The sequence below is a fragment of the Geobacillus sp. LYN3 genome (genome assembly GCF_003064505.1).
Lineage (GTDB): Bacteria > Bacillota > Bacilli > Bacillales > Anoxybacillaceae > Parageobacillus_B > Parageobacillus_B toebii.
Map to the genome: position 1 here is coordinate 1 of NZ_QCWL01000006.1, position 8,066 is coordinate 8,066.

General features: G+C 47.9%; 6 protein-coding genes and 1 pseudogene. 2 read left to right on the top strand and 5 right to left on the bottom strand.

Annotated elements, in window-relative coordinates:
- Window positions 1-68 precede the first annotated feature (68 nt).
- Entirely contained in the window at window positions 69-476 is a 408-nt protein-coding gene (locus DCC82_RS17495) for a hypothetical protein (RefSeq protein WP_147863182.1), read from the bottom strand.
- Between the two features lie 193 nt (window positions 477-669).
- On the opposite strand from DCC82_RS17495, the pseudogene DCC82_RS15750 reads away from it, so the two are divergent.
- A pseudogene (locus tag DCC82_RS15750) lies at window positions 670-1,804 on the top strand (IS4 family transposase).
- On the opposite strand, the gene DCC82_RS15755 reads toward DCC82_RS15750, so the two are convergent.
- Complete coding sequence (locus tag DCC82_RS15755) at window positions 1,774-1,983, bottom strand: SEC-C metal-binding domain-containing protein (RefSeq protein WP_089098199.1); 210 nt, start codon at window positions 1,981-1,983, stop codon at window positions 1,774-1,776. The pseudogene DCC82_RS15750 and the gene DCC82_RS15755 sit on opposite strands and share 31 nt — an antisense overlap.
- A 120-nt stretch (window positions 1,984-2,103) precedes the next feature.
- Here DCC82_RS15755 and DCC82_RS15760 point away from each other — a divergent pair, with 120 nt between their 5' ends.
- Window positions 2,104-2,814, top strand: a complete 711-nt coding sequence (locus DCC82_RS15760) for a plasmid pRiA4b ORF-3 family protein (RefSeq protein ID WP_015865237.1) — start codon at window positions 2,104-2,106, stop codon at window positions 2,812-2,814.
- A gap of 86 nt (window positions 2,815-2,900) precedes the next feature.
- Here DCC82_RS15760 and DCC82_RS15765 read toward each other — a convergent pair whose 3' ends face one another.
- From DCC82_RS15765 to DCC82_RS15780, 3 genes are all read right to left on the bottom strand, one after another.
- Complete coding sequence (locus DCC82_RS15765) at window positions 2,901-4,235, bottom strand: SEC-C domain-containing protein (protein WP_015865238.1); 1,335 nt, start codon at window positions 4,233-4,235, stop codon at window positions 2,901-2,903.
- Between the two features lie 534 nt (window positions 4,236-4,769).
- Window positions 4,770-6,965 (bottom strand): YecA family protein, encoded by a 2,196-nt coding sequence (locus DCC82_RS15775; RefSeq protein ID WP_097355003.1) that lies wholly within the window; start codon window positions 6,963-6,965, stop codon window positions 4,770-4,772.
- Between the two features lie 230 nt (window positions 6,966-7,195).
- Window positions 7,196-8,066, bottom strand: an 871-nt coding sequence (locus DCC82_RS15780) for an RNA-guided endonuclease InsQ/TnpB family protein (protein ID WP_233253053.1), incomplete at its 5' end; no start/stop codon positions are given.

Genomic DNA, 8,066 nt, shown 5'->3' on the forward strand with positions numbered 1-8,066 from the left:
TTTTCTATGACCGAAATGCCCTATTTGTGCTGGGCTTTTTTATACACTAGCACTGGGGTGAATAGTTACTATAAATCATATAATAATATGAAATCTTTTGAACTTTTTTCTACCGTATAAAATATTTTAAATTCCTCTTTTTTTCTCTCTAATAATACTGATTGAGATACCTTTTTTGCTATTAATTTATTTGTTTCACAGTTAAGTAAAACATACAAATCGTCTCTATCTGTTTTATACATAATTTTGTTTAAGTCGCTAGAAACGTATCTTAAATTTATGTTTTTCTTAATTAATTTTGGTTTTTTATGTAACTCTTTAAGATATAAATCACCTTTATACCAGTCCTTACTGTTTTTCAAAAAAATAGCTTTGCCCTTGTTAGGAGATATTTTAAAGAAGTTTATATTAGAAGATACTAACTTACGTTCTCCGTCCTCAAAAGAATATAATGAATGTTTTTCATAAACAAACATAGCTTAGACCATCTTCGGTGACTTTTATATGTTCTTCAATAATTTCGTAGGCATTTCTAGTTCTATCATTTGTTACCTTTAAAAAAATATCAGGCGTGTTGATTATCCAATAAAATCCAAAGTGTATAGAAAAAAGAGCACCTTTCCTGTAGAATGTGAGTAACGACACAAACAAACCCAGGAGGTGCTCTCTATGAACAAGCATACCACACTCCCGAATTTGATGCAAAAACTTGTTTCGGATGAAGAGATTCAACGGATTGCCGAAGCGGTTGGGTATCGTGATTCGTCTCGAACCTTTACGTTGCGCGAGTTGATTCACTTCTTCCTGCTGACCGCCATGCATCAATGGAAAAGCTTTCGCCACGGAGCCGATGTGGGGCCTCTGTATGGATTGCCGCGATTCCATTATTCAACTGTATCCAAGAAAGCGAAAGAAGTTCCCTATGACATCATGAAACGCTTGTTGGCGTTGATCATTTCCAAGTGCAACCGCCAAACCCGCCGTTCGCTTCGGTTTCCCAAACCGCTTCGGGTGGTGGATTCGACGACCGTCACGGTCGGGAAAAACCGCCTCCCATGGGCTCCGTATCACGGCGAACGCGCCGGAGTGAAGCTGCACGTCGCGTATTCGCCGGAATCCTCGCTGCCGGCAGACGTGGTGGAAACGACCGGACTGCGTCACGATGGCCCAGTGGGAGAACAGTTGACGAACGCTCAACAAGTGCTCGTGGAAGACCGGGCGTATTTCAAAATCGAACGCCTCGATCGATTTGTGGAGCAGCATCAGCTCTTTGTCATTCGAATGAAGGACAACATCGAACTTCATCAGAAAAAAAAGCTTGAAACGCCTTTCCAGCACATCTTCATCGGTTCAAGCCGACTTCACGTGCCAGTTGGGGACGAAACAATGCCGATCGACCAAGCGTCACCGGGTAGTGATCTTTCGAGATGCAAATGGCCGCGACATTCGGGTCGTGACGAACCTCTTCCATGCGTCTGCGGAAACCATTGCCGACATGTACCAACAACGTTGGACTGTTGAGGTCTTTTTCCGTTGGGTGAAGCAATATCTGAATGTCCCGACCTTGTTTGGCACGACGGAAAATGCGGTATACAACCAACTGTTTGCGGCGTTCATCGCGTATGTGTTGCTGCGATGGCTGTATGATCAAACCAAAAAACGGACGAACGTCTCTCTTTCCTTCATTTCGTTTGTTCGCCGTTTTTTCTCTGGGCAGCTTCCTCTCGATTGGAAATCCGGGATGGCCGCTGCTTTGTTTGAGTATGCCCAAATTTATGGAAGACGTATGTCTAATTTTGGATAATCAACACTCGTGGATTCATCCAAAAATCGCTGCACCATTTGCGACAGCTCATATTTTTGGCCAAAAAAGCGGCGCTGGCGCACCCGTTTGATTTCATGATTCTGCTGTTTGTTCATGCAGCACTTCTTATACTTTTTCCTACTTCCACACGGGCATGGGTCATTCCAGCCGATCGACATGCGTCATCCTCCTCTCCCATCTTTCTTTTTTCAATATTTCCATCAATAATGTTTAAATTCTACTATGGACAGGATAAACTACTATTATACAAAACGTTTATCCGAAAGGAGACGAGGGCTATGAACCCCGACAATCTTGCTAAACTGATCGACGAATTGTCTGCCATGTTCCATCCGACAGAGCGGGACCGTCCACACGGCAGATGGGTTAAGGCGCCAAAGAGCGCACCCCCCTCCAAACGGCGGCGGTCCAAAACAGCCTACCAGCTGAAAATCACATTAAACGGCATCCGCCCGCCGATTTGGCGGCGCGTCCTTGTTCCCGGACATGCGACATTTCACGAGCTTCATCTCATCATCCAAGAAGCGATGGGATGGGAACAAGCCCATTTATACGAATTCGATTTCGGAAGCGTTCTCATCGGCATCCCTGACGGCTGGGATTCGTTTCAGCTGGAAAAAGAACTGATGGACGCCCGCCGCATCCCATTACAGCAATGGCTGACGGAAGAAAAACAAAAGTTTCTATATATTTACGATTTTGGCGACTACTGGCGCCATACCGTCACTGTTGAAAAGATTGAAACACTCCCAAAACCGTTGGAACGCGCCGCTTGCCTGAAAGGAAAACGGGCGTGCCCTCCCGAGGATTGCGGCGGCGTCTATGGCTACCTGGAGCTGCTGGAAGCGGCGGCGCAAAAAGACTCTCTTGCCGATCCCGAATTGCGCGAGCTGGTAGACTGGATGTACGACATGAAAGGCGAAGATTTTGACCCTGATGCCTTTGACGTCGAGGAAGCGAACGAGCGGCTGGCCTATATCCGATTGTAACGCATGCGAAAGAAGGTATCCGTCATCTCTCAAGGGCACCTTCTTTCGCACCCATCTGTCCTTTGTTGCCTGCTTTGTCCATCGCCTTACAAAAATCCCCGTTCGGCAAACGTCTCCCAGACGAGCTCCTCGAGCTCCTTGCGCAACTCAGCTGCATCGACTCCTTCAAGCAACCCGTCCTTTTTCCATGTTCGGATCGCTTTGTCGATCAAGCGATGGACTTGATCAACGTCCCAGCCCTCGCAATCAAACAACTCCTCAACTTGGTCAAGCCATTCCTCAATCGCACGGTCCAGCTCATCGCCATCCTCCATCCCACCGTCGTCGAACCAGATCTCATCACCGTCATCCCCATCGTCAAAGAGCCACTCATCATCATTCTCGCCCTCATCATCTCCATCATCGAGCAACTCTGTGCGAAATAAAAACAATTCCATCACAGCGGCTTCCACTTCCTCTACAGGAACGCCGTAGTGTTCCGCAACCTTTTCCATATTGACAAATTCTCTTCCAGCCATTTCACTCGCCAAATAACGGAGTGCAGCCGCATACACAGCAGGATTCTTGATGACCGGTTCATCCATTTCGCAATATGCGCGCCAAAGGAACGCAGCCTCGCTGAGCACTAGGGAGGAGGTTGTTTCTTCCTTTTTCTTTAATTCGCGAAAAACATCATCTTGATCTCGATCCCCCCAGTCCTTTTCGCTCAGCAGCTGCCACAACAGCTCATGGACCGCTATTTCAAGCAATTCCGGAAACGACTCGCGCAAAAACACTTCACACGTTTTCATATCCGGATTCCATTCCGCTTGAAGCGCCCGCGCAAGCCGATCCTTCCCGCTCTTTGGAATCGGCAGCACCTTCATGAAGTACGCCCACTCGTCCCCATGCGGAACGAGGCATCCTACTAACACGTCCCCCTCCCTAGCAGACGGAAGCTCCTCCGGCGTCAAAAAACGGACGTACTTTTCTTTTCTGGTCAACAGATCGCGTACAAGGAAACGCCGCTCATCCTCGATATGAATGATCTCGTCAAACGATGGAACCGCCTCGTCCCATCGCTTCAAATGAGTTTGCACTGCTGGACGCCACCGCGTGCGGCGCCGGCTTCTCATATAGGCTGAAAAAATTGTCATCCCTTTGTCATCAACGTGTCTGTGAAAAATCGCCCAGTTCGTCAGCAATAAATTGGCGCTGGTCTCCAGCTCGTTAGGAAGCCCTTGAAATGGAGAACCAGACATCATGAAAGCAAGCTCTTCCTCATATCGCTCTAACGCAAACGAAAACACATCTTGCATACATTTGGCCACTTCACGGTCAATTAGAGATTCTATCGATACTGCTTCTTTCTTCCCACAACAATGCTTGTACGTTTTCCCACTGCCGCATGGACAAAGATTGTTTCGCGATGCCTTCACCATATAGCTACCTACTTTCTTTGTATCATAGTCATTGAACGTTCTCCCCCTCTACGCTAACGCTCGGGCCAGCTAAACACTTTGGGGAGACATTCACGATCAACGTGTGATGGAACTGCTTTCAGCAACACATATCGCAAGCACTTTGGGACTTCCGCCGCTCATGTCGAGAACATCGATTCGCATTCCATTTTTTATGCCTAACCAAAATCCTGGTTCTTCACCAAAAGGTGCCCTTGGCTTTTTCAAAACATGCCATATTTCCTTCTCCAAGGAGAAATCAGCCAATCCATGATTTTCATGCCGGTTGACACTCCGCACTCCTAAAGGTGTAGGATTCTTGGATCATTCGCGTCCTCATCCGTTTCTCGGTAAAACGAGAAAAACCCTGCTTCTCAATCAAGCACACGTTATGGTGATGGCCCAAAATCCTAAGAATAGAATATGAATGACTCTTACCATTGGGCTTGCCTGCATAATGGAGAATCATAGAGGCCGAGCCGAGAGAAACAAGCGCCCCGTCATTCATCGGGACGCCTACGGCCGGCGAAGCAAACGGGACAACGAGGCAAGCAGGCGCTCTTGAAACGCAGCCCGTTCTTTCTCCACCTTGTCTGGCCACTCTTGCAGCGCCTGAAGCCACGACTCTACGTACGGAGAGAAAGACGGCGGATATACGCGGGCAAGATCGTCCAGCTTGCCGTTGCGATCGGTCGCGGCGACGATATACATGCCCGGCAACAGATGCGGCTCTGCCCGCTTCGGAATGTCCCATGTCACCGTTCGGTTATGGGCAAGCCAATCCAGCACCGCCTTCCCCTGTTCCACACGCTTGACGCGGAAAAACGAGAAACCGACGGAAAGGGAAATAGGCAAACCAAACAAACGAGCAAGCTGCCAAGCCATCAGTTCCTCATCCCCCTTTCCGTTCTCGCCCCTCCATTTATCCAGCAAAGCAAAGCAATGTTCCAATTCGCTTCTGACCTCTTCCAGCACGGCACCAATAACAGTTCGATGATTCGTTCCATAACGGCGGTCCAGCCAATCGGCCCACTCAAGCAACATATCGAGCGCTCGGCTCACCACTTCCCATGAAAACGAACTCCATCTTGACGGGATTTGATCGACGATGCATTGTTTCCAGTCTTCTTCTCCTACGTCCTCCCACGATGAAAACGTCCGCTCGGTCATATATTCACACACGAGCAAAACCACGGCCCAACACGCCTCTTTGGCTTCTTTTTCTTCGCTCACGATGACTTCGTTATAAAACGCCAATGCGTCATCGGCAAAATACATCCCTTCCCATTCCGCGCGGATCAACAATGTCTCGATTCTTTCCGGCCCCATCCATTTCATTTTCCATAAGTCCGAAAGACGATGTGATGAGCTAAACGGAGATGGGGGCAATCCATAACGGGAGCGAATGGAATTCACTCCGATGAGCACCGGCAAATTGGCTCGTTCTTGCATGTTAAACAAATGGAATTCATACTCTTTCAGCCACTCATCCACTTCCTGCACACGCCCCTCGCGCGCCATTTCGTGAGGGGTTTTTCCATTCCATTTCTCAAGCGGGATGTGAAGGGCTTTTTCCATTTGAACATCCAATCCGGCCATCGTTGCCACCCAAGGGGGAGAGTCTGGGTCTGAATCAATATGAAGCGAAACGTTTTCGATCCCTTTTCGGCGCAAAACGGCTTCTGTCCCCCGTTTTCGTTCTTTTGGGGAATACCCAAACGCCTGCAGCAGCGACACGAGCTGTTCGGCCGTCCCTTCCTCCTCGGTAGACAACACGAGACGCGACCGATGTGCGGATAATGACCCGCCTAATTCAAACACATGAATCGGCTTGGGGGAAATCACTCCGACATAATGGTACACATTGGTGCACCATGAACCTTCCACTTTCTCCCCATCGTCATGATCAATGTGAGCGCGTCCGATCGAAGCAAGCTTCCTCATCGCCTCAGCGGCTTCCTGGCATTCGTATTCATACGTCCATCGCGTGCGCTCCTCTTGCACATCGTCCGCCCTCGGAGGATAGCCTGCATCGACGATATCGAGAAAATGTTCAACGGCTACCTTTTCATACGGCCAATCGGTTTGCGTCAACAAGACGCGAATGTTCTCTTCCGCCCGTTCCACGCCCTTCGGATCCACAATCGATGATACACCGCAAACGTAATAGCCGCCGTCAAAGGGCTCCAAAAAGGCAAACATGCCGCCCCAAGGGCGCACAACCTCCAATGTCTCGCAATACGGCATGAGAAGTTTCTCGCCCGTCAACCGGTCGACCGCCACTCCTCCTTCATCATGCAAATCGACAAATTGCACAAGGCGCGGCACAAGCCGAACCCAGCGGTCCAACATTTCCTTGAGCTCCGGAGACAGACGACGCCCTTTTTCCTGTTGAAACCATTCAACGCCGCGCAATCCATTCGGATAACGATGGAGGAAAAAACGCCAAAGCGTCTCAAACACCTTCAACTCTTCACGATGATCCTTTTGTTCGATCATTCGGCGAAATGTACGGTTGACCGCTTCGCGTTCATCATAAGACAGCGATTCATCCAAAAACCGCTGCACCATTTGCGACAGCTCATATTTTTGGTCAAAAAAGCGGCGCTGCCGCACTCGCTTGATTTCACGCTCCTGCTGTTTGTTCATGCAGCACTTCTTATACTTTTTCCCGCTTCCGCACGGGCACGGGTCATTTCGGCCGATTGCCATGCAAAATCCTCCCTTCTAATCATTCCTTTCCAAAACGGCGACCAAGATAATGAACCTCCCCCACTTATCGAAGTGGGGGTTTCCTGTTTCCCCTTCGGAGGTGGATGCATGATAGGCTGGTTGGCAGCCTATCTGCAGGCAACACCTGGCACCCGTCCCGTTGGGAGCCACAGGCAACATGAGTATCCATGATACTCAAGGGCGGGAACTCGCCATCTACGACTTCATACCTAAGCAATCCGTCGATACGTAAACGGTTTGACCGTAAATTCCAATGGGCGGATTTCACCATAATATACTTTGGCAAATAAATTCATTGCCCCATGGATATCACGGTGTCGTTTGTACCCGCATTGACATGTATAATTTCTAGAAGAAGATTTATTTTTCTTCCCGCAAACAGGGCATGTTTGCGAGGTATAACTTTCATCTTTTTTCTCGATTTGAATTCCTTCGGCATTCAATTTGTATTTGAGATAATCAAATAATTTTCCAAACGACCAATTGGATAATTTCTGATTGGTCTTTTTGTTTCGTTTCTTTTTCGTATTCCGTTGGATTCCTTCGATATCTCCAATGACGACTTCTTTCACTTGGTTTTCCAAACACCAACGAACAAATTGTCTCGTGGTTTTGTGCAGTGCATCCTTTAGTTGTGCCTCTGATTTCGAAAGTACATATTGTTTCGCCCGATTGTACTTTTTCCATTGTTTGGAGCCTTTTTTGCATCTGCTCATGAGTTTTTGCAGTTCTTTTAATTTCTTGTTTCTCAACCGATGAATGCTTCTTATTTTTCTTCCCGTGATAATGAGGCTTTCCCCATTTTCACAAATGGCTGCGATGGTGTGAATTTCCCCTGGGTCAATAGCAACACGGTTTTTACATGGATTTTCTTTTGGTTTTTTCCCATCTTCATACGATAAACAAAGCCACAAACCACGGTCATAGACCAACTCGATTTCTTTGACTTTTCCGTTTGGAAGTTTCTCTTTGTCGATTTTCACCACCAAAGGAGATTGTCGTTTTCGATTCCAAATTCCTAGCGACAGTTCCAACGTTCCGTCTTCATGCAAAACAAACCCATCTTTTGCCCATTTCGTG